Source organism: Mesorhizobium sp. M0772 (genome assembly GCF_040320135.1).
In the GTDB taxonomy this organism is placed as follows: Bacteria; Pseudomonadota; Alphaproteobacteria; order Rhizobiales; family Rhizobiaceae; genus Mesorhizobium.
Map to the genome: position 1 here is coordinate 38,991 of NZ_JAMYPB010000009.1, position 24,749 is coordinate 63,739.

Below are 24,749 nucleotides of genomic sequence, written 5' to 3' on the forward strand. Positions count from 1 at the left end.
GAGCATGATCTTTTCCGAAAACCGGTTGCCACTTTTCGGGATCATGCTCCGCTTCACTTGCGGTAGTTCGCGACCCTGAGCAGGATGAACACCGGCACGACGATCGCGGCGCCGAGCAGGATATAGCCCAAGAAGCGATAGACCGCGTTGAAGCCGAGGTTCCAAAGATCGATGAAGAAACCCTGGATGCGGTAGAAGACGTCCATCGGCGTCCAGCCGAACGCATTCATGACCAGGCCGACCAGGAACGAAACGACCAGCAGCTTGACGATCACCCTGACGGGCGAGTCACCGAGAAAGCGCGTCACTGTGGACAAGGGGCCTGCCTCCAGATTGGTGTGCCCGGATTCGGGGTACAAACCCACGAATACGCACTTGCTGCGCCCGCATCAAGGCGGGCGGACGGCGCAATCGGTCGGGTTTCCAACAGCCGTTTCCGAACAGCTGTCCAAGGGCGATTGCCCGAAGCACGCCCATCATGATATCGAGAGGCCGACGCGGGTATGATGTAATGGTAGCTTGTCAGCTTCCCAAGCTGAACGCGAGGGTTCGATTCCCTCTACCCGCTCCAGTTCCTATCCCACTTCCCGCAAGATAAAATCGTGCAGCATCTTGGCTGCCGGCGACAGCACGCGGTTCTTCACCGTGATCAGGCTGTAGGGGCGGACCTCGATGTCGAACTCGGTCTGGACGACATCGATGGCGCCGGCGAGACCGTCGGGGTTCTGGATGAATTTTGCCACCTGGATCGACACCGGGGCGATGGCGTCGGACTGCGCCACCATGACCAGTGTGAGCAGCAGCGACGAGGTGTTGAGGATGCGGTCCGGCAGGGCGATGTTGCGGTTCAGGAAATTGCTCTCCATCGCCTGGCGCAGCGGCGACCCGCCCGACTGGAACACCCAGTCAAAGGCGGCGGTGTCCTCCAGCCTCACCGCCTTCCCATTGTTTAGAGGATGGCCGTTGCTCAGCGGGTGGCCTCGGCGCACGATCAGGCAGGCCTTCTCGACGCCGATGACGCGCGATTCGAACAGGCGCGGATTGAGGTCTTCGGGGACACGGGCGATGATGAAATCATGGCGCGTGGCGATCAGTTCGCGCGCCAGCACATTCGACGTCTCGACCTGCATGGTAATCTCGATGCGCGGATAAAGGCGGCGTATCTCGCGGATCGCCGGGACCGCCAGTTCGATCGCCGGCGCCGTCACCGCGCCAAGGAACACCGAGCCGCCCTTGCCGGCCTTGAGCTCCGATATTTCGCGGTCGGCCTCGCGCATTTCGAGCAGGATCGAGCGCGCGCGCCGCGCCAGCGCCTTGCCGTAAGGGGTGAGCGTGATGCCGCGCGGCAGCCTTTCGCACAGCTTGACCTCAAGCACCGCTTCCATCTCGGAAATCATGCGCGAGGCCGCCGGCTGCGAGATGTTCATCACCTGGGCGGCCGCGCTCACCCGACCGTGATCGTCCAGCGCTGCGATCATGCGCATGTGACGTAGGCTCAAGCCACTGCGCAGAAGTGTCTCGCCATCGCCCGGCAATTCATCGTAACCGCTTGAAATTCCCTGAGGACCTCGTAAAGCCGCCATGCCTTTTCCCGCTTCCGCCACTGTTCCAGCCCGGTCTAGTCATATACCGGTTTTGGTATAGCAACCACCGAAGATCGCATTTGACAGTTATGGCAAAGGGTCACACTTTCGCGCGTCCTCAAGACTTGACGGTCGATGACGAGCAAAATCGTATCGATTTAAATCAAGACTGAGGGCCGATTGGGAGGATACCGGAGATCGATTATGACGGCGGCGGCGCTTTGGCGCATCCGCCCGACTGCGCGGCCCGCGAAGCCCCGAGGTGTCGCGTCCATCAACCAGGGAGAGTTTTACGTGAAAATCATCAAGACACTGGCCGCCGTCGCGGCCCTTGGCATCGCTGCCATGACCTACTCGGCGCACGCAGCCGACAAGGGTCTTGTCGGCGTGCTGATGCCGACCAAGACCTCGCAGCGCTGGATCAATGACGGCGATGCCGTCAAGTCCCAGCTCGAAGCTCTCGGCTACACGGTCGACCTGCAGTACGCGCAGGACGACATCCCCAACCAGCTCAGCCAGCTGGAAAACGAAATCACCAAAGGCCCGAAGGCGCTGATCATCGCTTCGATCGACGGCACCACCCTTTCGGACGCGCTGCAGAAGGCCGCCGACGCCGGCGTCGTCGTCGTCGCCTATGACCGCCTGATCAAGAAGACCGCCAATGTCGATTACTACACCACCTTCGACAATTTCGGCGTCGGCGTGATCCAGGCGAACTCGCTGGTCAAGGGTCTCAAGGAGCGCTTCCCGAACACCAAGCCGTGGAACGTCGAACTGTTCGGCGGCTCGCCGGACGACAACAACGCATTCTTCTTCTACAACGGCGCAATCTCGGTGCTGCAGCCGCTGATCGATGACGGCTCGATCAAGATCAAGTCCGGTCAGACCGGCATGGACAAGGTCGGCACGCTGCGCTGGCTCGCCGCGACCGCCCAGGCGCGCATGGACAACCTGCTGTCGGCCAACTACTCGGACGGCAGCCGCGTCGATGGCGTTCTTTCGCCCTATGACGGCCTGTCGCGCGGCATCACCGCTTCGCTGCGCGCCGTCGGTTACGGTACCGACGCCCAGCCGTGGCCGATCGTGACCGGCCAGGACGCCGAGACCGCTTCGGTCAAGCTGATCATCACGGGCGAGCAATACTCGACCGTGTTCAAGGACACCCGCGAACTGGCCAAGGCCACCGTCGAACTCGTCGACAAGGTGCTCTCGGGCGGCAAGCCGGACGGCCTCGATGAAAAGACCTACAACAACGACGTCAAGGTCGTCCCCTCGATCCTTTTGACGCCGCATGAGGTCGACAAGTCGAACTACCAGGCACTGGTCGTCGACTCCGGCTACATCAAGGCCGACGAACTGAAGTAATCCGTTTATAAAGACAGGGGTCCTGCGCGACGCAGGACCCCTTTCCGTTCACAAGCGACCCCGGTATTGTTTCTACCGGACTTTGTTTCCGTGCATGTCGTTGTCTCAAACCGCAAGCACTTTTGAGCGACATGCAACAGGAGGAGCTTGCCCTGATGACGACGATTTTGGAGATGCGCGACATCACCAAGACGTTCCCCGGCGTGAAGGCGCTGTCGAACGTCAACCTCAGCGTCGAGGAAGGCGAGATCCACGCCGTGGTTGGCGAGAACGGCGCCGGCAAGTCGACGCTGATGAAGGTTCTGTCGGGCGTCTATCCCGCCGGCACATATGACGGCCAGATCATTTTTCAGGGTCAGGAATGCCAGTTCAAAGGTATCCATGACAGCGAACACAAGGGCATCGTCATCATCCACCAGGAGCTAGCGCTGGTGCCGATGCTGTCGATCACCGAGAATATCTTCCTCGGCAACGAAAACGCCCGATATGGCGTCATCGACTGGGATGCCAACGAGGCGCGCACCGCTGCCTTGTTGAAGAAGGTGGGCCTCAAGGAGGACCCCAAGACACTGATCACCAATATCGGCGTCGGCAAGCAGCAGTTGGTCGAGATCGCCAAGGCGCTGAGCAAGGACGTCAAGCTTTTGATCCTCGATGAGCCGACCGCGTCGCTCAGCGAGAAAGACAGCCAGGCGCTGCTCGATCTTCTGCTCGAATTCAAGCGACAAGGCATGACCTCGATCCTGATCTCGCACAAGCTCAACGAGATCAACCGGGTCGCCGACAAGGTAACCGTCATCCGTGACGGGCGCACCATCGAGACGCTGGCCAAGAAGGATATCTCCGAAGACCGCATCATCACCTCGATGGTCGGCCGTTCGCTCGACGACCGCTATCCGCCGCGCGAGCCCAAGATCGGCGAAGTCGTGTTCGAGGTGAAAAACTGGTCGGTCTATCACCCGCTCCATGCCGAGCGGCAGGTGATCAAGGGCATCGACCTCAATGTGCGCAAGGGCGAGGTGGTCGGCATCGCCGGGCTGATGGGCGCCGGCCGCACCGAATTCGCCATGAGCCTGTTCGGCCGCTCCTATGGCCGCCGCATCACCGGCGAAGTGCTGCTCAAGGGCAAGCCGGTCGATGTCTCCTCGGTAAGCAAGGCGGTCCAACACGGCATCGCCTATGTCACCGAGGACCGCAAGACCTACGGCCTCAACCTCATCGACCATATCAAGCATAACATTACGCTGGCCAATCTCGACGGCGTGTCGCGCCACAGCGTGATCGACGACATGCGCGAACTTGCGGTCGCCAACGACTATCGCAAGAAGACCAATATCCGTGCGTCAAGCGTCTATCAGATGACCGGCAATCTTTCCGGCGGCAACCAGCAGAAGGTGGTGCTGTCGAAATGGCTGTTTGCCGATCCTGACGTGCTGATCCTCGACGAGCCGACACGCGGCATCGATGTCGGCGCCAAGTATGAAATCTACACGATCATCGCGCGCCTTGCCTCGGAGGGTAAGGCGATCGTGGTCATCTCGTCGGAAATGCCGGAATTGCTGGGGATTACCGACCGCATCTACGTCATGAACGAAGGGCGCATGGTGGGCGAAATGCCGGCGGCGGAAGCAAGCCAGGAAAAGATAATGCGCGCCATCGTCCGGGGAGAAGGAAAAGCAGCATGAGCACCGAAAGCGCCCCCGCCCCGCAGGGCAACGTCGCCGACGAACAGCGCCCGCGCATCGCCGTCTCGGCGCTGGCGACGAATTTACGCGAATACGGACTGATCATAGCCCTGATCGTCATCATGCTGTTCTTCCAGTTCACCACGTCGGGGACGTTGTTCAAGCCGGTCAACCTCAGCAATCTGGTGCAGCAGAACTCCTTCATCATCGTGATGGCGCTGGGCATGCTGCTGGTGATCGTATCGGGCTATATCGACCTCAGCGTCGGATCGGTCGCCGGTTTCATTGGCGCGCTGGCGGCAAACATGATGGTCATCTGGCAACTCGGACCGCTGAGCAATCCCCTGGTGGTTTCGATCGTCTGCCTGGTCGCGGGTGGCCTGATCGGCGCCGCGCAAGGGTATTGGATCGCCTATCACCGGATACCGAGCTTCATTGTCACGCTGGCCGGAATGCTGATCTTCCGCGGCATTTGCCAGGCGTTGCTTGGCGGCGGCTCGTCGGTGGGTCCGCTTCCCGACGACTTCAAGATGCTCAGTTCCGGCTTCATCCCGGATGTGATCGGCCCACTGACGCTCGTCCCGCCGGTCGTGAACGCAGCCGGCAAGACCATCATGGGCAGCGGCGTGACCCTGCACATGACGACGGTCGTGCTGGGGCTGATCGCCGTGCTCGCCTATGCCTATTTCGGGGTCCGCACCCGGCGCAAACGAGAACGCCATGGTTATGAGGCCGAGCCCTTCACCCTGTTCGTCGTCAAGACGCTGGTCGCCAGCGCGCTGGCGCTGTTCCTGGTCTATGAGTTTGCCAGCTACCGCGGCCTGCCCGTGGTGCTGCTGGTCATGGGCGTGCTGATCACGCTGTTCGTCTTCGTCACCAAGCGCATGACCATCGGGAGGCGCATCTACGCCATGGGCGGCAATCCCAAGGCGGCGCAGCTGTCGGGCATCAACACCGAGCGGCTGACGCTGATGGTGTTCATCAATATGGGCGTGCTGTCGGCGCTTGGCGGCCTGATCATCGCGGCTCGTCTCGGCCAGGCGGTGCCGGCGGCGGGTCTCGGCTCGGAGCTCGATGTCATCGCCGCAGTGTTCATCGGCGGCGCCTCGGCGATGGGCGGCGTCGGCCAGGTTATCGGGGCGGTCGTCGGCGGCTTCATCATGGGCGTGATGAACAACGGCATGTCGATCATGGGCGTCAATGTCGACTGGCAGCAGGTGGTCAAAGGCCTGGTGCTGCTCGGCGCCGTGATCTTCGACGTCTACAACAAGAACAAGGCCTGACAAGCTTCAGCGAGGCAAGCAGGAGGCATACGGTCGCGGCGCAGCCGGCAAGTTGTCGGCATAAGAAGTCCCCCGAGGGATGGAGCTCGCGAGCGCAATCCGGACGAAGAGTTCAACCCGTGGCGCGGCGAGGTCCGAGCCGCGCAGGTCAAGGTTTGCCAAGGGGCAACCCGGCCAAGGCACATGAGAGAGGATTTCATCATGCTAATCTCCCAGATCCTCGACGACGCCGAGACCATCCGCGTCGTCGCCCGCAATGGCGGCGGCAAGACCAGGATCATCAACGGCGCCCGCAGCGTCTATTCGCTGGCCATGGAAGCCGCGCGCACCGGAACGGGCCTCGCCGCGCTGATCGAGCGCAAGGGGTTCGGTGAAGCGATAGACCTCGACGCCGTCTACAAGAAGGGCCGGCTGGTGTCGCCGATCAACCATCCCGATCCTGCGCATCTGCATCTGACCGGCACCGGCCTGACCCATCTCGGCTCGGCGGCGACGCGCGATTCCATGCACAAGAAGCTCAGCGATGGCGGCGAGGAGCAGCTTACCGATTCCATGAAGATGTTCCGCATGGGGCTCGAAGGCGGCAAGCCGGCCAAGGGCCAGACCGGCGTGCAGCCGGAATGGTTCTACAAGGGCAACGGCACCATGGCGGTGGCGCCGGGCGCCGCACTGATGTCGCCGGCCTTTGCGCAGGACGCCGGCGAGGAGCCGGAAATCGCCGGCATCTATGTCATCGGCGACGACGGCGCGCCGTTCCGCGTCGGCTTCACGCTGTCGAACGAGTTTTCCGATCATGTTACCGAGCGGGTGAACTATCTGTTCCTGGCACATTCCAAACTGCGCAACGCCTCGTTCGGGCCGGAAATCCTGATCGGCGACCTGCCGGCCGACGTCAGGGGCTCATCGCGAATCTATCGCGACAGCAATTTGCTGTGGGAAAAGCCGTTCCTGTCGGGCGAAGCGAACATGTCGCACACAATCGCCAATCTCGAACATCATCACTTCAAATATTCGGCCTTCCGCCAGCCGGGCGACGTGCATGTGCACATGTTCGGCACGGCGACGCTGTCCTTTGCCGACGGCATCAAGACTCAGGCCGGCGACGTTTTCGAGATCGAGGCCGCGGATTTCGGCCTGCCGCTGCGCAACCCGCTGGAGATTGAGCAGCCGGTGAAGGTGGCGGTGAAGGCGCTTTGAGAGCGTAATCTCCCTCCTTGAGGGGGAGATGTCGCCGAAGGCGACAGAGGGGGTCGTTGCGCGTGGAGCGCTAAAGTCTTCCGCGGCTGAGAGGCGCTGGCATTCTACGCGCAGCGACCCCCTCTGGCCTGCCGGCCATCTCCCCCTCAAGGGGGGAGATTTGGCAGTTCCAACCTCAATAAATATCGAAATCGAAATACTTGGCCTGGATCTTCTTGTAAGTGCCGTCGGCGACGATGGCGTCTATCGCCGCGTTGAGCTTGTCGCGAAGTGCCGTGTCCTCCAGGCGGACAGCGATGCCGGCTTGCGTCTCGGTGCCCTTGACGTCACCGACAAGCTTGCAGCAGCCGTCGCTCGCCTTCTTCAGCCAGTCCATCAGCACGAATTTGTCGGAGATGACGGCGTCGAGACGGCCGTTCTGCAAGTCGGTGATCGCCTCTTCCTGGGTGGGGTAGAGTTTCGCCTCGGCGCCGGCCTTGCCATAGGCGTCCTGCGCATAGTCGGCCTGGGTGGTCGAGGCCTGCGCGCCCACCGTCTTGCCGGCAAGGGCTGCCGGTTCGGTGGAAGTGAGGTCGCTGTCCTTGGGCGCCACCAGCGCCAGCGGCGTCGTGTAGTATTTGTTGGTGAAGGCGACCTGTTTCTTGCGCTCCTCGGTGATGCTCATCGAGGCGATGATGGCGTCGAACTTTTTCGCCTGCAGCGCCGGGATGATGCCGTCCCAGTCCTGGGTGACGATCTCGCACTCGACCTTCATCTGCGCACATAGCGCATTGGCAATGTCGATGTCGAAGCCCTCGATCTTGCCGTCCGCGGTGATGGTGTTGAAGGGCGGATAAGCGCCCTCGGTGCCGATCTTCAATTTCTCCTGCGCCTCAGCCAGCGAGCCGGCCGATATCACCAGCATGGCAGCGCTCGCTGCCGATATGATCCATCTTGAAATCTGCATTTTGGTTCCCCTTGCGCGCCGTTCTCTTGCCGGCCACCGAAAGGCAGCCAAGCATGGTGAGGCAGCGCAGGCAAGTATTTTGCCTGACGGTGATCGAAGGTTCAGCCGGCGGGGCGGAAATGCTTGGAGAGCTTGAGGCCTTGCGCCTGGTAATTCGAGCCGAGATCGGTGCCGTAAAGCGCCTGCGGCCGCTTCAGCATGTGTTCGTAGACCAGCCGGCCGACGATCTGGCCGTGGTCGAGGATGAACGGCACTTCGTGGCTGCGCACTTCGAGCACCGCCCGGCTGCCGGTGCCGCCTGAGGCCGAATGGCCGAAGCCCGGATCGAAGAAGCCGGCATAGTGAACACGGAATTCGCCAACCAGCGGATCGAAGGGCGTCATCTCGGCGGCGTAGAGCGGCGGCACGTGCACGGCTTCGCGGCTGACCAGGATGTAGAACTCGTCCGGGTCGAGCACCAGTTCGCCGGCGCCGCTCTTGTAGAGCGGCTCCCAGAAATCGACGGCATCCTGGGCGGCGCGCTTGTCGACATCGACCAAGCCGGTGTGATGCTTGCCGCGATAGCCGACCAGGCCGTTCTGGTCGCCGTCAAGATCGATCGACAGCGCAATGCCGCCGCCGGAAATGTTGGGCGGCTCGGTCGCCACCAGCATCTCGGCGCGGTGCAATTCGTTCAGTTCTGCCTCCGACAACAGCGCGTTGCCAGTGCGAAAGCGGATCTGCGACAGCCTCGATCCGGCGCGTACGACGATCGGGAAGGTGCGTGGACTGACTTCGAGATAAAGCGGCCCGTGATAGCCGGGGGCGATCTTGTCGAACTCATGGCCGCGATCGGTCATCACCCGGGTGAAGATGTCGAGCCGGCCGGTCGAGCTTTTCGGGTTGGCCGAGGCCGACACGTTTGCGGGCAGCGCCAGGCTTTCGAGCAGCGGCACGATGTAGACGCAGCCGGTTTCCAGCACCGCGCCCTCGGCGAGACTGAATTCGTGCAATTTCAGCCGGTGAAGCTTGTCGGCCACCAGATGATCGGGACCCGGCAGGAAGGAGGCGCGCACGCGAAAAGCCTTGTCGCCGAGCCTGAGATCGAGGCTCGCCGGCTGCACCTGGTCGACATCGAGCGCGCGCGGCGACTTCAGCGCGCCGGACTGAAACAGCGCGGAAATGTCCTGATCGGGAAGAATGCCTGTCTGCCGCAAAAGGCTGGCTCCGCTCCAAGGTCGGTCTCTTTGTGGCAGGTTCTTGCCGCAAAACCGCTGGATATTATTGCGGAACCTGCCTGGTACAAACCTCTTAATGAAGCCGGCAATTGACGCAAGCGCAGGTGAGGTCTAAAGGGTCGTTATCCCGTGGTGATTTGGCCGGTCGGCTTGCAGCCACGTTAAACAAGTCGCTAAAGGACCGTCGGGCCGCAAGGCCATATGGACCGGTTGCGACTTTCGCGGCCGGTTTTTTTGTGTCTGGAACAAAAGCGATGAGCACCAAGAAGCGTAACTGGAAACCTCAGACCGCACTCGTGCACGGGGGAACGCTGCGTTCCCAGTTCGGCGAGACGTCGGAAGCGATGTACCTCACCCAAGGCTATGTCTACGAGACGGCGCAGGCTGCCGAGGCCCGTTTCAAGGGCGAGGAGCCGGGCTTCATCTATTCGCGCTATGCCAACCCTACTGTCGACATGTTCGAAAAGCGCATGTGCGCGCTGGAGGGTGCCGAAGATGCGCGCGCCACGGCGTCCGGCATGGCGGCGGTGTCGGCAGCGCTCCTGTGCAGCGCCAAAGCCGGCGACCATATCGTTGCGGCGCGCGCGCTGTTCGGCTCCTGCCGCTGGGTGGTGGAGACGCTGGCGCCGAAATACGGCATCGAGGCAACGCTGGTCGACGGCACCGACATCGCCAACTGGGAAAAGGCGGTGCGGCCGAACACGAAACTGTTCTTCCTGGAAAGCCCGACCAATCCGACGCTGGAAGTGGTCGACATCGCAGCGGTGGCGGCGCTCGCCACCTCGATCGGCGCCAGGCTGATCGTCGACAATGTCTTTGCCACGCCCTTGCAGCAGAAGCCCTTGCAGCTCGGCGCCCATATCGTCGTCTACTCCGCGACCAAGCACATTGACGGCCAGGGACGCTGTCTCGGCGGCATCATCCTGTCCGACAAGAAATGGATCGACGAGAATTTGCACGACTATTTCCGCCACACCGGCCCGAGCCTGTCGCCGTTCAACGCCTGGACGCTGCTCAAGGGCCTGGAGACGCTGCCGGTTCGGGTGCGCCAGCAGACGGAAAGCGCGGCCAAGATCGCGGATTTCCTGGCAGGACGGCCGGAAATCGCCCGCGTCATCTATCCCGGCCGCGCCGACCACCCGCAGGCCGACATCGTCAAGAAGCAGATGACGGGCGGATCGACGCTGATCTGCCTCGACGTGAAGGGCGGCAAGCAGGCGGCCTTCGCCTTGCAGAACGCGCTCGACATCGTGCTGATCTCCAACAATCTCGGCGACGCCAAGAGCCTGATCACCCATCCGGCGACCACCACGCACAAGAACCTCAGCGACGAAGCTCGCGCCGAGCTTGGCATCGGGCCGGGAACGCTCAGGCTGTCGGTCGGTCTTGAGGATACGGACGATCTGCTGGAGGACGTTGCGCAGGCGCTGAAGGCAGCCGGGTAGGCCGCGAGGCGTCACGCTCCCGACGAAGCCTCTTCCAGCTCGGCTGCCTTGGTGCCGATGATCATGGTGTTGCCGCGCCAATCGACGGCGCCGCTCAGCCAGCCGCGCGCCCATATGGCGGGAAGCATCATGTCGCGGACCATCATCGCCGGGACCATGCGCAGCGACAGATGCCAGCCCTTGGCCGCGGCCAGCGCGCATTCGGGAATGTAGGCCGCCGTCAGCACGGCCAACACCGTGGCCGGCAGGCTGATGCCGGCACTTGCTGCCGCCACCAGCGCCAACGCCAACGGCACGGCGACGCCGGTCAGGATCTCGGGTGCGAAAAACAGCGGGAAAGTGACGCGGCGCAACCGCGCCCAGCGCGCCTGACGCGACCAGATGTCGGCAAGTCGGCGCTGCCCCAGTGGTTGCTCGAAAGGCGAGGCAACGAGATTGACGCGCAGGCCCAGTCCGTTGACCAGCTTGGTTGCAGCAGCATCCTCGGCGATCTCGGCGGCCAGCGCGCGGATACCGCCATTGGTATCGAGCATCGGCTTGTTCCACAGCATGCTCTTGCCCTGGGCAAAGCCGAGGCCAAGCGCCTCGCCGGCATATTGCCAGCGCGCCTGCAGCGTGTTGAGGAACGCGCATTCGACCTCGGCCCAGAAGCCTTCCGGCCGCGAGCCGATCGGCGTCGAGCAGATAAGCCCGGTATTGGTCCGCCAGGCCGCCATCAGGTGCTGGACGTAATCCCTAGGCATCAGCACGTTGGAATCCGCCAGAATAACCCAATGATTGCGCGCCGCTTCCCAGCCCTTGACGCAGTTGTTGAGCTTCGGGTTGCTGCTGACGCGGTCGTCGCCGATCAGCAGCCGGGCCGGCACGTTGGGAAACAGGACGATCGCCCTGTTTATCAGTTTGACGACGGGATCGTCGGCGTGAGCGACGCAGAAGATCAGTTCGTAGCGCGGCCAGTCGAGCGAGAAGGCTCGCTGCAGCGTCTCTTGTGTGAACGGCTCCACGCCGCGCGACGGCACGACGATCGAGACCGGTGGCTGCTCGTCGGACGGCGGAGGGATAAGGCGACGCGCTTGCAGTTTCGACGAAGCAAGCAGGATGCTGGCGAGATTGGAAAGAAGCAAAGCGGAGGAAGCGAAGGCGGCTGTGAGAGCTGGTTCCATCGAGATCTGGTCACTCCGGAAAGGCCGCTCGCGGCTGCTTTGTCAGTCGACAGATGGGCCTTGAGTCGCCGGCAAGGTTTGCGCACACCAACACTGTCATGTGTCACTTAAATGACATTGTTTGTCGGCACCTCCGCTTTGAGGCTGGCAGGACATGCCGTTGTGCGCGTATCAAACCGCATAGCGCGACAAATGTTCCTTGCCGCGCAACCGGAGCAGCCCATGTATCGCGCCGTCACGCGCAACATCGAAGTGCAGGTCAGACCGTTCTACCTGGAGGACCGCTCGGACCCGGCGGAGAACCGTTATGTCTGGGGCTACCAGGTGACGATCGACAACCAGTCCGACGATTTCGTGCAGCTTATGTCGCGTTACTGGCACATCACCGACGGCAGCGGCCGGATCGAGGAAGTGCGCGGCGCCGGCGTGGTCGGCGACCAGCCTGAGCTCAATCCCGGCGACAGCTATCAATACACGTCAGGCTGCCCGCTCTCGACGCCCTCCGGCTTCATGGTCGGCCACTACACCATGCGCAACAAAAAGGGCGAGACGTTCGACGTCGATATTCCCGCGTTTTCGCTGGATCTGCCGGGGACGCGGCGGACGGTGAATTAAGGGTTTTCTCCCCATCTCTATACGGGGAGAAATGCCCGGCAGTGCAATGAGGGGCGCCGCCGGACTCATGAGGTTATCTTCCACGCACATGACGTAGGCTATGCGCGGCCATTCACCAAAGTTCGCGCTGCCCCTCATCCGCCCTTCGGGCACCTTCTCCCCGTGAACGGGGAGAAGGAAGAGATGCTACTGAGCTGCAAACTCCGCCGGGTCGAAGTCGTACTGCTTCGAGCAGAACTCGCAGGCGACGTGGATGCCGCCATCTTCGGTGCTGTCCTTGATCTCCTGCGCGGAAAACCCCTTGAGGATGCCGCGTATCTTGTCCCTTGAGCAGGAACATTGGTCGGCGACCGGCACGCCGCCGAAGACGCGCACGCCATGTTCGTGGAACAGCCTGTAGAGCAGCCGCTCGGCGCCGATGGTCGGGTCGATCAGCTCGGTCGGCTCGATGGTGCCGAGCAGCGCCACCAGCTCGCGCCACGAATTGTCGGCCGGCTCCTGCGTCACGTCACGCGGATCGCCGTCGCCGCCCGAAATGTCGGGCACGCGCATGCGCTCGGGTGACTGCGGCAGGAACTGCGCCAGGATACCGCCGGCGCGCCACTGCTCGCGCGCACCGCCGGGGCCGGGCGTCAGCAGCTTGGCCACCGACAGCCGGAGGTCGGTCGGGATCTGCTCCGACTGGCGGAAATAGGTGCGCGCGGCGTCTTCCAGCGTCTCGCCGTCGAGCTGGACGATGCCCTGATAGCGCTGCGTGTGCGCGCCTTGGTCGATGGTCAGCGCCAAAACGCCGCTGCCCAGCAGCGTCTGCTGCGAGGTCTGGCCTGCGGCCACCAGGGCCTCCAGCCGGTCGGCATCGAAGCGCGCATAGGCGCGCAATGCCGAGGGCGTGGAGAAATCCGCGACCAGCATGTCGACAGGCCCGTCGGTGCGGGTCTGCAGGATGAACTTGCCTTCGAATTTGAGCGAGGTGCCGAGCAGCACCGTCAGCACACAGGCTTCCGCGAGCAGGCGGGCGACCGGCTCGGGATAGTCGTGACGGTTGAGGATGGCGTCGAGCATCGGCCCGAGTTGCACGGTGCGGCCGCGCACGTCGAGCGGGCCGACCTCGAAGGGTACGACATGATCGTCGCCGGCATAGCCGAACTCGCCGAGTTTGGGGTGATGTTCAGTCACTTGATGCGTTTCCAACATGACAAAGCTCCAGGGCGCGGCCATGCGGCCCGGAGGGGTGCATGCGTCCAAACGCGCTTGATTTGCGTGATGCGGCGCAAATAGGCATCACGCCGCCCCGGATCAAGCGCTTGGAGATCAAGCGCCTGGAGATCAAGCGCCCAGACACCAGGCCAAAACCGCCTTCTGGGCGTGAAGCCGGTTCTCGGCTTCGTCGAAGACCACCGAATGCGGACCGTCGATGACCTCGTCGGTCACTTCCTCGCCGCGGTGCGCCGGCAGGCAGTGCATGAACAGGGCGTCGGGCTTGGCCCTGGCCATCAGCGCCGCATTGACCTGATAGGGTGAGAAGACATTATGGCCGCGGGCGCGGTGTTCCTGGCCCATAGACACCCAGCAGTCGGTGACGATGCAGTCGGCTTGGTCGACGGCCTCTTCGGGCGAGCGGGTGAAGTGCAGCTTGCCGCCATTGGACTTCGACCAGTCGATGTGCTTCTGCGCCGGCTCGCTGCCTTCCGGCACTGCGACGTTCAGGTTGAAGCGGAACCGCGCCGAGGCTTCGAGCAGCGAATGCAGCACGTTGTTGCCGTCGCCGGTCCAGGCGATGGTCTTGCCGGCAACCGGACCGCGATGCTCCTCGAAGGTCATGATGTCGGCCATCAGCTGACAGGGATGGGTGTCGTCGGTCAGCCCGTTGATGACCGGAATCGTGGCATTCTCGGTCAGCTCGAGCAGCCGCTCATGCGACGTGGTGCGGATCATGATGGCGTCGACATAGCGCGACAGCACCTTGGCGGTGTCGGCAATGGTCTCGGAGCGGCCGAGCTGCATTTCGGTGCCGGTCAGCATGATGGTCTCGCCGCCGAGCTGTCGCATGCCGACGTCGAAGGACACGCGCGTGCGCGTCGACGGCTTGTCGAAGATCATGGCCAGCACCTTGCCTTCGAGCGGTTTGGTCCGTTCGCCGGCCTTGAGGCGCGCCTTGCGCACCACCGCATCGTCCAGCATCAGGCGCAGATCGCCTTCGGAAACGGCGGAAAGATCGGTGAAATGGCGAAGGCTCATCGGGAATGGTTCTCGGGATTACTTCGCGGCGGCCGCGGCGATGGCGTCGGTCAGGCCCTTGGCGGCGGCGCGGATGCGATCGAGCGCTTCGCCGATCTCGGCGTCGGTGACGGTCAGCGGCGGCAGCAGACGAATGACGTTGTCGCCGGCCGGCACCGCCAGCAGATGCTGGTCGCGCAGCGCCATGTTGACCTTGGTGTTTGGCATGGCGCATTTCAGGCCAAGCATCAGGCCGCTGCCCCTGATGCCTTCGATGACATCAGGAAATTCGTCGGCGACCGCCGCCAGGCCCTGCTTCATCAGCAATGCCTTGCGCTGGACGTCTTCGAGGAAGCCGTCTTCCAGCACGACGTCGAGCACAGCGTTGCCGACCGCCATGGCCAGCGGATTGCCGCCGAAAGTGGTGCCATGCACGCCTGCCGTCATGCCGACGACAGCGTCGTCGGTGGCGAGGCACGCGCCCATCGGGAAGCCGCCGCCAATGCCCTTGGCAATCGCCATGATGTCGGGCGTCACGCCGGTCCATTCATGCGCGAACAGCTTTCCGGTGCGACCGATACCGCACTGGACCTCATCGAAGATCAGCAGCAGGCCATGCTGGTCGCAGAGCTGCCGCAGCCGCTTCAAGGATTGCGTCGGCACCGGGCGGATGCCGCCCTCGCCCTGTACCGGTTCGATCAGGATCGCGGCGGTCTCTGGTGTGATCGCCTTCTCGGCGGCGTCGATGTCGTCGAAGCCGACCTGGTCGAAGCCTTCGACCTTGGGGCCGAAGCCTTCGAGATATTTGTACTGGCCGCCGGCGGCGATGGTCGCCAGCGTGCGGCCGTGGAAGGCGCCTTCGAAGGTAATGACCCGGAAGCGCTCGGGATGGCCCTTGACGAACTGGTAGCGCCGCGCCGTCTTGATCGCGCATTCGAGCGCCTCGGCGCCGGAATTGGTGAAGAACACCTTGTCGGCGAAGGTGGCGTCAGCCAGCCGCTCGCCGAGCCGGGCCTGCCCCGGGATCTCGTAGAGATTGGAGACGTGCCAGAGCTTGGCCGCCTGTTCGGTCAGCGCCGAGACCAGATGCGGATGGCTGTGGCCCAACGAATTGACCGCGATGCCGCCAGCGAAATCGAGATATCGCTCGCCCTTGTCGGTAACCAGCCAGGTGCCTTCGCCATGATCGAAGGCCAAAGGGGCGCGGGCAAAGGTCTCGTAAAGCGCCGAACCGCTCATTATATGCGTCTCCGGTACCGGAAAAATCAAAAAAGCCGCCAAAGCGGCGGCCTTTGCGGCTTATCGTGTTTTTCGGCCATGAAGTCAACGAAAACGTCGTGCAGAGGCGCGTGGCCAGCTCCCGACGAGACGCCGGCTCATAAGCGACCGGGCAAGTTGGGGAAAACCTAAAAAACCGATTCGTGTTGCACCTGGGACTCTTGTCACCGAGTCAACACATGAGGTAATTGTAGTCGGGAAATAACTAGATTTCGTGCGGCGGACCTAATCACCTAATATATGTGGTGTCTGCCCCGGCAAAGATTGCCGGGTCGGGAACGGATTCCGGCTGCCGCACACATAGCAGGAGCGCGGTCTCATGAACTGGACTGACGAGCGGGTCGAACTTCTCAGGAAACTGTGGTCGGAGGGCTTGAGCGCAAGCCAGATCGCCGCACAACTCGGCGGGGTCAGCCGCAACGCGGTCATCGGCAAGGTGCACCGGCTGAAGCTGTCGGGCCGCGGACGCTCGACCGCGACGCCGGCGCGTCAGAAGAAGACAACGCAGGGATCTTCGATCCAGAAATCGGTGCCTCGCGCCGCAACCACGCAGCGCCATGTCACGACTTCGATCGGGGCGAACGCACTGCAGGCGCAGTTCGACGCCGAGCCGGTGGCGCGCCACTACATCCGCCCGGTCGAAAACGTCGTCGTGCCGATCTCGCGGCATCTGCAGCTCACCGATCTCACCGAGCGCACCTGCAAATGGCCGAATGGCGATCCGCTATCGGAAGACTTCAACTTCTGCGGCAACGAGGCGGCTGAAACCGGACCTTACTGCAAGTACCACGCAAGGGTGGCGTTCCAGCCGGCTTCAGAGCGGCGCAGGAGCCGGTAGTTAGGAATAGGGATTGGGGACTGGGCAGTAGGGAATGGGGTAGCGCTCGTGAGGCGCTACCTTATTCTGCCTACTGCCTACTGCCTACTGCCTACCATCACAGCCACCCACTCTTCCGAAATCGCCAATACAAAAACGAGCAGATCAGCGCGATCGAGACCAATACGACGGGATAGCCGTATTGCATCTTCAGTTCCGGCATGTCGTCGAAATTCATGCCGTAAATGCCGGCGAGCGCCGTCGGCACCGCCAGGATCGCCGCCCATGAGGCCAGCTTCTTGGTGTTCGCGGTTTCCTGGCTCTGGCCGACCAGCAGGCTGGCTTCGAAAGCGAACGCCAGAACCTCGCGCAGGCTGTCGATCTTTTCCTGCACGGTCCGGATATGGTCGGTGACATCGCGAAACAGCGGATGCATTGCGGTATGGATCTGCGGCAGTTCGGCGCTGGTCAGCCGGCGGCAGACCTCGACCAGCGGCAGCGCCGCATTGCGCAGGCGCAACAGATCGCGGCGCAGCATATAGAGCCGCTCGATGTCGGGACCGGTCATCGGCTTCAGCAGCACCCTGTCCTCGATCGCCTCGACCTCGTCCTCGATCTGCTCTAGCACCGGCATGTAGTTGTCGACGATGAAGTCGAGGATGGCGTAGAGGACGAAATCCTCGCCCTTGGCCAGTGAGTGCGGACAGCTTTCCCAGTGCTGGCGCACGGCGGCGTATGAGGTCGAGGGACCATGCCTGACGCTGACGATATAGCCTGAGCCGACGAACAGATGCGTCTCGCCGAAGGTGACGCGTCCGTCGATCAGCTGTGCAGTGCGGGCAACGATGAACAGTGCATCGCCATATTGCTCGATCTTCGGCCGCTGGTGCGGATGTTCGGCGTCTTCGATCGCCAGTTCGTGCAGATGAAATTGCGCCTTGACGCGCAGCAGAAGCTCGCGGTCGGGTTCGAGCAGCCCGATCCAGACGACATGGCCCGACTTCTTGGCCCATTCGCCGGCTTCCTCGATCGGTATGTCGGCGATGCGCTTGCCGGCGGTGTAGACGCTCGACGCGATGATGCCGGACGATGCCGGCGCCGGCTTGAACTCTCGGACATATTCCATCGCAGCCTCCTGAGCGCCTGGCCTTGGCCAGGAACCGAGACGCTAACATCCGGGCAGTTTAGCGCAATATGATTAAGCGTTCGAGGGGCGCGATCACTTCACCGGCAGCACCGGCAGGGCAACCTTGTCGGTCTTGTCGCCCTTGGGACGCTCGGCCGGCAACTGCTCGCCGGTGACGATGTAGTAGATCGTCTCGGCAATGTTGGTGGCGTGGTCGCCGATGCGCTCGATGTTCTTGGCGCAAAACAGCAGATGCGTGCACGGCGTGATGTTGCGCGGATCTTCCATCATGTAGGTCAAAAGCTCGCGAAACAGCGAGGTGTACATGGCGTCGATCTGGTCGTCGCGGTCGCGAACGAAGCCTATTTTCTCGACCGAGCGCGAGGCATAGACGTCGAGCACTTCCTTGAGCTGGGTCAAAGCGAGTTCGGCAAGCGCCTCGAGGCCGCGAAACAGGCTGGTCGGCTGGCGGCCGTCAATGACGCTGACCACACGCTTGGCGACGTTCTTGGCGAGGTCACCGACCCGTTCGAGGTCGGCCGAAATGCGGATGGCGCCGACGATCTCGCGCAGATCCGTCGCCATGGGCTGGCGCTTGGCGATGATGACGATGGCTTTGTCGTCGATTTCGCGCTGGCCATCGTCAAGCACGATGTCGTCACGAATGACCTTCTGGGCGAGGCCGGGATCGGCATTGACCAGCGCCTGGATCGCCTGCTCGACCATGCGCTCGGCATGGCCGCCCATCGCAGCGATGCGCTTCGCCAGGTATTTCAGCTCTTCGTCATAGGCGCTGACAATGTGTACGGACTGCATGGGCGAAATGCCTTCCTTAAATCTTTGGCCTTTTGAGTCGTTTCCTCGACCCCTGTGCTGATACGCTAGCCGGATGACAGAAAGAAGAAACAGGCAGTTAGCAGATAGTACCGCCTCAGCCTGCCGGCAAATGGACCGTGAACGCCGCGCCCTTGCCAACCTCCGACTTGATCGAAAGCCGGGCGTTGTGGCGCGTCAGAATATGCTTGACGATGGACAGGCCAAGACCGGTGCCTTTCTGCGTGCGGCTGCTCTCCACGTCGACGCGATAGAAGCGCTCGGTAATGCGCGGTATGTGCTCTTCCGGGATGCCCGGGCCGTAGTCCCTGATGGTTACATCGATGCCCGGTTCCGGGCCGGCCTCGCCCCGCGCGATCGACACCGTGACGCGTCCGCCAGGCTGGCCGTATTTGCAGGCGTTTTCCAAGAGATTCTCGAACACCTGGAACAGCTCGTCGCGGTCTCCGGGCACGTCGAGCGGCCCCTCGGCGTAGTCGCGTTCGATGACGACGCCGTTCTCGCTGGCGAGCGGGCCTAGTGAATCGATGACGCTGTCGATGGTCTGGCGCAGATCGACCTCGGTTCCCGGCCTCAGGTAAGGCTTCATTTCAAGCCTCGACAGCGACAGGAGATCGTCGATGAGGCGCGCCATGCGGCCGGTCTGGTTCTGCATGATCTGCAGGAACTGCTCGCGCGCCGCCGGATCGTTGCGGGCCGGGCCGCGCAACGTCTCGATGAAGCCCGAGATTGAAGCAAGCGGGGTGCGCAACTCGTGGCTGGCATTGGCTATGAAGTCAGCGCGCATGCGGTCGATGCGGCGCGTCTCACTCTGGTCCTTGAATACCAGCACATAGAGATCGGTGGCGTGGCCGACCGAGGACGCGCTGACCCGGTAGGCCCGTTCAACCGGCAGCTTCTCGGTGTAGTCGACGGCATCGGAGGCGACGGTTCCCGACAGCACGCCGTCGAGCAAGGCCTGCATTTCCGGCGCGCGGAATTTTAGCGACAGCGACAGGCCGGGCGCGATACCGACAAAGGCGGCAAAGGCGGCGGCATTGGCGTGGACGATGGTGGCGGTGCGGTCGAAGATGATCAGCGGATCGGCAACGGCAGCCGCAAGATATTCGCCGGAAAGCCGCTGCAGCCCGCTCGCCTCGATCGTGGCAATGGTCTCAGCAGACCGGCTGGCGCCTCCGGTTGGCAGAAGCGCGGCGGCCAGCAGCACCGTCAACGCAGCCAGGACGACATAGGCGGAGATACCGGCAAAACCATAAACGGCCATGATGGCGATCGCACCGGCGGCAAGCAGCCATCGGCTGTTCCACAGCCGGCCGGCGACGGCCTGCCCCGTGGTTGTCCGCTCTGCGCCGGTGTCAGCCATTCGTGCTTTCCGTGCTTCTGCGCCGGTCCCGCCGAAACTTCCGCTGGACCGGGTTTGAGGCCCCCCATAGCATGAGTCCGCAAGCTGGAAAGGTTCGTCTCGATGAAAAAAGCCAAGGAAAGTCCCGCCGCAGAGCCGGCAGAGGGGCCGCTGAAGATCAAGGTGGACGGCAAGGAGCGGGAGTTCGACATCGAAAACCCCGAGCTTCCCAGCTGGATCGAGGACCACAAACTGACCGCAGGCGACTACCCCTACGACAAGAAAATGAAGACCGAGGAGTATGACGAGACGCTGGAGCGGCTGCAGATCGAACTGGTCAAGGCGCAGGCCTGGCTGCAGGCGACCGGCAGCAGACTGATGTCGCTGTTCGAGGGGCGCGATGCCGCCGGCAAGGGCGGCACCATCTCGGTGCTGCGCCAGTATCTCAATCCTCGAACCGCGCGCAATGTGGCGCTGACCAAGCCGACCCCAACCGAAGTCGGGCAATGGTACTACCAGCGCTACGTCGCCCATTTCCCGACATCGGGCGAATTCGTCACCTTCGACCGGTCCTGGTACAACCGCGGCGGCGTCGAGCCGGTGATGGGCTTCTGCACACCGGAACAGCATGCAAAATTCCTCGACGAGACGCCGCATTTCGAGCGGATGATCTCCAACGACGGCATCTATTTCTTCAAATTCTGGCTCAACATCGGCCGCGAAACCCAGCTCGAACGGTTTCACGACCGCCGCTGGTCTCCGCTGAAGAACTGGAAGTTCTCGCCGATCGATATTGCCGGCATCACCAAATGGGACGACTACACCAAGGCGCGCGACCAGATGGTCGAGCGCACGCACAAGCAGTTCGCGCCCTGGATCATCGTGCGGGCCAATGACAAGCGACGCTCGCGGCTGGCCGTCATGCGGCGCATCCTGTTGTCACTGCCCTATGATGGGCGCGATCTCGACGCCATCGGCAAGGAAGACAAAAAGATCGTCGGCGAAGGGCCGTCGTTTCTCGAGAAGTAGAGACTGGCCTCGATAGGCAGAGGCTGAAATTACAGAGCCCACCCCCACACGGAGGTGGGCTCTGTGGCCATTGTCTAAAGCGCATCGCATTTGAACGGATTCACGCGACGCGCTTTAGGTCTTTGTTTCATGCATGTCGTTCTCTCAAAACCGGGGCCACTTTGAGCGACATGCATTAAAGCGCGTCGGGTGAAGACAGTCTCACGACGCCTGCCGCATGCCGAGCATGTGGGGGGTGCCCCTGGCCAACACCGGGGCGTGATGGTTGCGGCGCGAACGCACGACATCCAGCGTATGCTCGTTGAAGGTCAGCAGTGTGGCGACGACCTGCTGGTTGCCATAGGTGCGCTGGTACCCGAGCGGCGTCGCCAGGAAGTGCAACTGCAGCGTCCGCAGCACCCACACCGGCTCGACCTCGATAATGACCTGATCGACATTGCGAGCAAGGCCCCATTCGACGAAGCCGGCGATCAGTTCGGTGCCGACCGTAGACACGCCGCGCTTGCCATCGCGAAAGCCTGGCGCCACCGCGTAACGGGTTAGCTCCCAGACATTCGGTCCCGAAGGGCGCTTTCCCTCGCAGAGTTCCGGCATCACATCGCTAAGGAGATGCGGCCGTGTGGTCGGCAGCATCCGATGATAGCCTGCAAGCTCGCCATTGCGTATGACAAGGTGGTGTTCGGCCTCATCATGGTCGAATTGATCGATTTCGAGGCCGTCCGGGCGATCGAGATCGGTCCACCGCATCTCATCGACGAAGACCTTGTAACGCAGGCGATGGACGGCCTCCCATAGGTCGGGACGTTCCATCAGTTGTTGAGTGGTAAGGGAAAATAGCATTAGCCGTCTCCTGGGCTTAAGAGGAAGATACGGCCGGGCTTTCCCGAAAAAATTGCGCGAAGGTGTTGGCAAGGATTTCCAGGCTGCCACAGCCGACATGGCTAATATAGCTGCGCCTAAACGCCTCCGCGATGGCGTGCACCCTGTTGGCGACGCCGAGTCTGCTTTTGGCGTTAAGAAAGCATTAGCCGTCTCAAGAGGACGACAGGGGCCGGTCTTTTCTGAAGATATGACGCCGACAATGCGGCCATAAATTTCGGGCCGCCAGAACCGGCCTAGCTGATATAGCCGTGCCTGACTGCTTCGGCGACTGCCTGCACACGGTTGGCGGCGCCTAGTTTGCTCTTGGCGTTGAGAAGGTGTTTCTCAGAGGTATGCTCCGAGATGCCGAGGATCTGCGAAATCTCCCACTCGGATTTTCCGACCGCCGCCCATTGCAGGCATTCGCGCTCGCGCGGCGTCAATTCAATGTGATCGATAGATTTGCCGGCCGTCGTTTGAAGCTGCATGGCGCGGCCGATGGCATAGGTGGAGGCCAGCGAGACCATTGCGAATTCGGCTTCGGACAGTTCGACCGCCTCACCGCCCAGCGAGACCAGCGCGATCTGGCCTTCGAGCGTGATCAGCGGGAAGGCGAGGCCGTCACGCAGCTTGAACTGGCGGGCGTCGCGCATTACCTCGGCGCTGCTCTTGTCGGCGGGCATGCTTTGAACGGCATCGCGCCATTGGAATGGCGCCCGAAACTGCTTCAAATGGCTGACGACCGGATCCTGGTCGACGTAGTTGCGCGATAAGTAACGCTCCAGCCATTCGCTAGGCCAATCGCAGAGCAGCACATGGTCCTTCGTCTGGCTGCTTGGTGTACCGGGCTGCGGCACCGTTGCGGCTATCAGGGCCGTCAATCCGAAATTCGAGGTGACACTAAGTAGCTGCTCGCACACCGCAGCCGACGTGTCGGCACGCTGCACCCGGTCAATATATTCAAGTGTTCGGTCAAAATAACCCATCGCAACATCTACCCCATGTTGCCTACCGCTCTTGAGACCGATGCTACGTGCCTGCCCCGCACTTAGCCATCAACCCCGGATTGCAAAGCCACATCCTTAGCTTTTCTAACGCCAGCGACCGCCAACCCCGGGCCGACTCTGTGCGGCTATTTGCAACCTCGCCAAAGCATAACCCGAAATTTGCCCTTTGAAATCAAAAACAATTGTGCCTGCGCCGTTTTCGTATCACAAGCCAACGGCCAAGACGGGCGGAGTTTTTTGTGACATCACGCTGGATAACCATCGCCTTGCTGTCGATGCTGATCGGAGTGCAGCCGTTTGCCGGCGCTGTGCGGGCAGCGGAACCGCAGGTGCCGGTGCTTTGGGATGCCAAGGAGCGGCTGCCGAAGCCGGACCTTGCGGCGCTGCCGAGGCTCAGGTTCCTCACCACAACCGATTTCCCGCCCTTCAATTTTCTCGACGGCACGGGCCGACTGTCCGGCTTCCACATCGACCTGGCGCGGGCGATTTGCGCCGAACTCGACATCGCCGACAAATGCCAGATCCAGGCGCTGCCCTGGGCCGAACTCGACGACGCGTTGCAGAAGGGCGAAGGCGAGGCGATCATCGCCGGCATCGCCGCAACGCCGGAGACGCGGGCGAAGTACAGCTTTTCGCGCTCCTATCTACAGTTTCCGGCGCGCTTCATCATGCCGAAGACCAAGGCCTTCGCCGAGCCGATCCTCGACAAATTGCGCTCGAAGCGGGTCGGCGTGCTGGCCGGCTCGGCGCATGAAAAGATGCTGCGCGATTATTTCGGCACCGTGCAGATCATCCGCTTTCAACGGCCGGAAGACCTCTACAGCGACTTGAAGAGCGCCAAGATCGATGCCGCCTTCGGCGACGGCATGCGCTTTTCCTTCTGGCTGGGCGGCACGGACGCCGCCGGTTGCTGCCGCTTCGCCGGTGGACCCTACCTGGCGCCGGAATATCTGGGGTCCGGCATGACCATTGCCACCCGGGCCAGCGACCCAGCGCTGGCCGCAGCCATGGACTACGCGCTGCAGGAGATATCGGTGAAAGGCACCTTCGCCGAATTCTACCTGCGCTATTTCCCGGTCAGTTTCTTCTGATCCGGTTCCCGGTCAGTTTCTTCTGATCCGGTTCCCGGTCAGCTTTTTCTGATCCGGTCCCGGTCAGCTTCCTCTAGGGGCTGGATCAGGTCAGCGTGCGCAGGCGGGCCTTCGCCCCGCGCGCGATGGCTGCGGCGGTCAGCGTGTCGAGATCGAGCTCACGCCGGATCAACTGCAGCACCCGCAATTCCTCCATGCGCATTTCTAGATCGACGGCGGCAACCTCGAAGGCCGCGGCATAGGCGGTGTCGTGCAGCCGTTCGGGCAAAGTCTCGGCGACACGCTCGAGCACGCCTTCCAACCCATCCTTTTCATGCAGCATCTTCTGGCAGTCCTGCGCAATGGCGATCAGCCTGTCCTGCTTGAAATCCTCGAACACCGGCCAGCTGCGGACGACGTCGCCGATGCGCGCCAGTTCGATATCGGTCATGTCGCGATCGGAAGCCGAGGTGATGACCATCAGGTAGATCAGGGCTTCATGGGTGGACGGCAACGGCATTCAAAACTCCTTGATAGTGAGGGTCGAAGGTAGGAACGCCACGGCGCCGTCGCAACGAAAACGCCTGATATCGTTGACGCTCCGCCCTGTCGCGCCTAGAGACCCGGTTGAAAATCTTACCAGCCGCGAAAGCCGGCCATGACTGGAAC

The 24,749-nt window shown here is 62.3% G+C and carries 23 protein-coding genes, 1 tRNA gene and 1 riboswitch; of the genes, 10 read left to right on the forward strand and 14 right to left on the reverse strand.

Going from position 1 to position 24,749, the window contains the following annotated elements:
* Nucleotides 1–53 precede the first annotated feature (53 nt).
* Nucleotides 54–317, reverse strand: coding sequence for a DUF6460 domain-containing protein (locus NKI06_RS08430; protein ID WP_023681941.1), 264 nt, complete (start codon nt 315–317; stop codon nt 54–56).
* Nucleotides 318–497: 180 nt separating this feature from the next.
* Here NKI06_RS08430 and NKI06_RS08435 point away from each other — a divergent pair.
* Nucleotides 498–571: transfer RNA gene (locus NKI06_RS08435), tRNA-Gly, on the forward strand.
* A gap of 4 nt (nt 572–575) precedes the next feature.
* Here the strand turns inward: NKI06_RS08435 and NKI06_RS08440 are convergent.
* Nucleotides 576–1,583, reverse strand: coding sequence for a LysR family transcriptional regulator (locus tag NKI06_RS08440; protein ID WP_023681942.1), 1,008 nt, complete (start codon nt 1,581–1,583; stop codon nt 576–578).
* A gap of 294 nt (nt 1,584–1,877) precedes the next feature.
* On the opposite strand from NKI06_RS08440, the gene chvE reads away from it, so the two are divergent.
* The 4 genes from chvE to araD1 all read left to right on the forward strand — a co-directional run bounded on the left by chvE (nt 1,878) and on the right by araD1 (nt 7,113).
* On the forward strand, nt 1,878–2,948 hold the full coding sequence (chvE, locus tag NKI06_RS08445) for a multiple monosaccharide ABC transporter substrate-binding protein (RefSeq protein WP_023681943.1): 1,071 nt from the start codon (nt 1,878–1,880) through the stop codon (nt 2,946–2,948).
* A gap of 152 nt (nt 2,949–3,100) precedes the next feature.
* Nucleotides 3,101–4,633, forward strand: coding sequence for a multiple monosaccharide ABC transporter ATP-binding protein (gene mmsA / locus NKI06_RS08450; RefSeq protein ID WP_031203726.1), 1,533 nt, complete (start codon nt 3,101–3,103; stop codon nt 4,631–4,633).
* Nucleotides 4,630–5,916, forward strand: coding sequence for a multiple monosaccharide ABC transporter permease (gene mmsB / locus NKI06_RS08455; RefSeq protein ID WP_023669637.1), 1,287 nt, complete (start codon nt 4,630–4,632; stop codon nt 5,914–5,916). The genes mmsA and mmsB overlap by 4 nt, the downstream gene beginning before the upstream one ends.
* A gap of 201 nt (nt 5,917–6,117) precedes the next feature.
* Entirely contained in the window at nt 6,118–7,113 is a 996-nt protein-coding gene (araD1, locus tag NKI06_RS08460; RefSeq protein ID WP_023692527.1) for an AraD1 family protein, read from the forward strand.
* 175 nt (nt 7,114–7,288) lie between these two features.
* On the opposite strand, the gene NKI06_RS08465 is transcribed toward araD1, so the two are convergent.
* On the reverse strand, nt 7,289–8,059 hold the full coding sequence (locus NKI06_RS08465; protein ID WP_023699518.1) for an ABC transporter substrate-binding protein: 771 nt from the start codon (nt 8,057–8,059) through the stop codon (nt 7,289–7,291).
* Between the two features lie 101 nt (nt 8,060–8,160).
* Nucleotides 8,161–9,255, reverse strand: a complete 1,095-nt coding sequence (locus NKI06_RS08470; protein WP_023699517.1) for a 2'-deoxycytidine 5'-triphosphate deaminase — start codon at nt 9,253–9,255, stop codon at nt 8,161–8,163.
* Between the two features lie 140 nt (nt 9,256–9,395).
* A riboswitch (SAM riboswitch) is annotated at nt 9,396–9,473 on the forward strand.
* 57 nt (nt 9,474–9,530) lie between these two features.
* Here NKI06_RS08470 and NKI06_RS08475 point away from each other — a divergent pair.
* On the forward strand, nt 9,531–10,721 hold the full coding sequence (locus tag NKI06_RS08475) for an O-succinylhomoserine sulfhydrylase (protein ID WP_352739557.1): 1,191 nt from the start codon (nt 9,531–9,533) through the stop codon (nt 10,719–10,721).
* Nucleotides 10,722–10,732: 11 nt separating this feature from the next.
* Here the strand turns inward: NKI06_RS08475 and NKI06_RS08480 are convergent, their stop codons facing one another.
* The gene (locus NKI06_RS08480) at nt 10,733–11,884 is read right to left on the reverse strand and encodes a ceramide glucosyltransferase (RefSeq protein WP_023750002.1); all 1,152 of its coding nucleotides are present in this window, start codon (nt 11,882–11,884) and stop codon (nt 10,733–10,735) included.
* A gap of 222 nt (nt 11,885–12,106) precedes the next feature.
* On the opposite strand from NKI06_RS08480, the gene apaG reads away from it, so the two are divergent.
* Nucleotides 12,107–12,499, forward strand: a complete 393-nt coding sequence (gene apaG / locus NKI06_RS08485; protein WP_352984851.1) for a Co2+/Mg2+ efflux facilitator ApaG/CorD — start codon at nt 12,107–12,109, stop codon at nt 12,497–12,499.
* Nucleotides 12,500–12,685: 186 nt separating this feature from the next.
* On the opposite strand, the gene NKI06_RS08490 is transcribed toward apaG, so the two are convergent.
* The 3 genes from NKI06_RS08490 to NKI06_RS08500 form a co-directional block, all read right to left on the reverse strand.
* Nucleotides 12,686–13,717 carry an Hsp33 family molecular chaperone gene (locus NKI06_RS08490; protein WP_352984853.1) on the reverse strand — a complete coding sequence of 344 codons (1,032 nt, stop codon included), beginning with the start codon at nt 13,715–13,717 and terminating at the stop codon, nt 12,686–12,688.
* Between the two features lie 108 nt (nt 13,718–13,825).
* A complete protein-coding gene (gene argF, locus NKI06_RS08495; protein WP_023669629.1) occupies nt 13,826–14,737 on the reverse strand; it encodes an ornithine carbamoyltransferase in 912 nt (303 codons plus the stop codon).
* A gap of 18 nt (nt 14,738–14,755) precedes the next feature.
* Nucleotides 14,756–15,955, reverse strand: a complete 1,200-nt coding sequence (locus NKI06_RS08500; RefSeq protein WP_023823724.1) for an aspartate aminotransferase family protein — start codon at nt 15,953–15,955, stop codon at nt 14,756–14,758.
* Between the two features lie 358 nt (nt 15,956–16,313).
* Between NKI06_RS08500 and NKI06_RS08505 the strand changes: the two genes are divergently transcribed.
* Complete coding sequence (locus NKI06_RS08505) at nt 16,314–16,832, forward strand: GcrA family cell cycle regulator (RefSeq protein WP_023669627.1); 519 nt, start codon at nt 16,314–16,316, stop codon at nt 16,830–16,832.
* A gap of 97 nt (nt 16,833–16,929) precedes the next feature.
* On the opposite strand, the gene NKI06_RS08510 is transcribed toward NKI06_RS08505, so the two are convergent.
* From NKI06_RS08510 to NKI06_RS08520, 3 genes are all read right to left on the reverse strand, one after another.
* The gene (locus NKI06_RS08510) at nt 16,930–17,937 is read right to left on the reverse strand and encodes a magnesium and cobalt transport protein CorA (protein WP_023692534.1); all 1,008 of its coding nucleotides are present in this window, start codon (nt 17,935–17,937) and stop codon (nt 16,930–16,932) included.
* Between the two features lie 93 nt (nt 17,938–18,030).
* Nucleotides 18,031–18,753, reverse strand: coding sequence for a phosphate signaling complex protein PhoU (gene phoU, locus NKI06_RS08515; protein WP_023696693.1), 723 nt, complete (start codon nt 18,751–18,753; stop codon nt 18,031–18,033).
* A gap of 115 nt (nt 18,754–18,868) precedes the next feature.
* Complete coding sequence (locus NKI06_RS08520) at nt 18,869–20,134, reverse strand: ATP-binding protein (protein ID WP_023726832.1); 1,266 nt, start codon at nt 20,132–20,134, stop codon at nt 18,869–18,871.
* 102 nt (nt 20,135–20,236) lie between these two features.
* Here NKI06_RS08520 and ppk2 point away from each other — a divergent pair, with 102 nt between their 5' ends.
* Entirely contained in the window at nt 20,237–21,142 is a 906-nt protein-coding gene (gene ppk2 / locus NKI06_RS08525; protein ID WP_023711408.1) for a polyphosphate kinase 2, read from the forward strand.
* A gap of 201 nt (nt 21,143–21,343) precedes the next feature.
* Here ppk2 and NKI06_RS08530 read toward each other — a convergent pair whose 3' ends face one another.
* Together NKI06_RS08530 and NKI06_RS08535 are read right to left on the reverse strand one after the other, a co-directional pair.
* A complete protein-coding gene (locus NKI06_RS08530) occupies nt 21,344–21,982 on the reverse strand; it encodes an acyl-homoserine-lactone synthase (protein WP_023681954.1) in 639 nt (212 codons plus the stop codon).
* A 275-nt stretch (nt 21,983–22,257) separates the two neighbouring features.
* Nucleotides 22,258–22,989, reverse strand: coding sequence for a helix-turn-helix transcriptional regulator (locus tag NKI06_RS08535; RefSeq protein ID WP_352984856.1), 732 nt, complete (start codon nt 22,987–22,989; stop codon nt 22,258–22,260).
* Nucleotides 22,990–23,285: 296 nt separating this feature from the next.
* Here NKI06_RS08535 and NKI06_RS08540 point away from each other — a divergent pair, with 296 nt between their 5' ends.
* Entirely contained in the window at nt 23,286–24,101 is an 816-nt protein-coding gene (locus NKI06_RS08540) for an ABC transporter substrate-binding protein (RefSeq protein WP_050586840.1), read from the forward strand.
* Nucleotides 24,102–24,186: 85 nt separating this feature from the next.
* Here the strand turns inward: NKI06_RS08540 and NKI06_RS08545 are convergent, their stop codons facing one another.
* Nucleotides 24,187–24,600: a tellurite resistance TerB family protein gene (locus NKI06_RS08545; RefSeq protein ID WP_023688697.1), complete on the reverse strand. Its 414-nt coding sequence runs from the start codon at nt 24,598–24,600 to the stop codon at nt 24,187–24,189.
* Between the last annotated feature and the right edge of the window lie 149 nt (nt 24,601–24,749).